The following is a 566-nucleotide window of genomic DNA, read 5'->3' on the forward strand; positions in this document are numbered from 1 at the left end:
CTTTGAATCCAGATCGCACAATACCGCTGTGCTAAGTGCCTGCACATCGCTACGCGGCAGACGGCCTTTGGACAGCTTCTTATTGATAAACGCCCGTGGATTCGGATGCTTAGGAAAGGCGCTAAGGGAATTGAGGCAGCTGTTAAGCAACAGGTCAAATTCCTTTGGACCCAACTTAGGATGCATCAGGTAATCGTCGAGGCCAATCTTTTCTTCCAGGTATGATACATGTGGTACCAAATTCAACTGGCGGATGTTTTTGGCCTTAACACCTCTGAACCTCAGATCATATCCCAATTGTGCTGCGGCTGCCTGGACCTGCGCATTGATGCCAGTTTTGACATCCACGTCATAAATAATGACCAGAGGAATATCCATGGCAATAGACAGAGCAATCAGTTCAGTAAAGCCTGTGGCGACGCTTTCAATACGTTCGCTAGCTTCACTACCAGATGGCAGCTTTGCCAACATGCGCCCATCTTTACCCTGTTTAAGCTCTGAGTCCTTTGGCATAGATAGAATCCGATTCCGCCAAGAGTCGGTCCCGCTGACGCCTACAGCTGCAT

At 48.9% G+C, this 566-nt stretch carries 1 protein-coding gene; it reads right to left on the minus strand.

Going from position 1 to position 566, the window contains the following annotated elements; all coding sequences use genetic code 11:
• Positions 1-513: hypothetical protein (locus VJI94_RS07930; RefSeq protein WP_324008953.1), on the minus strand; the 513-nt coding region annotated here is incomplete at its 3' end.
• Positions 514-566 lie beyond the last annotated feature (53 nt).

Source organism: Parvimonas sp. D9 (genome assembly GCF_035282565.1).
Lineage (GTDB): Bacteria > Bacillota > Clostridia > Tissierellales > Peptoniphilaceae > Parvimonas > Parvimonas micra.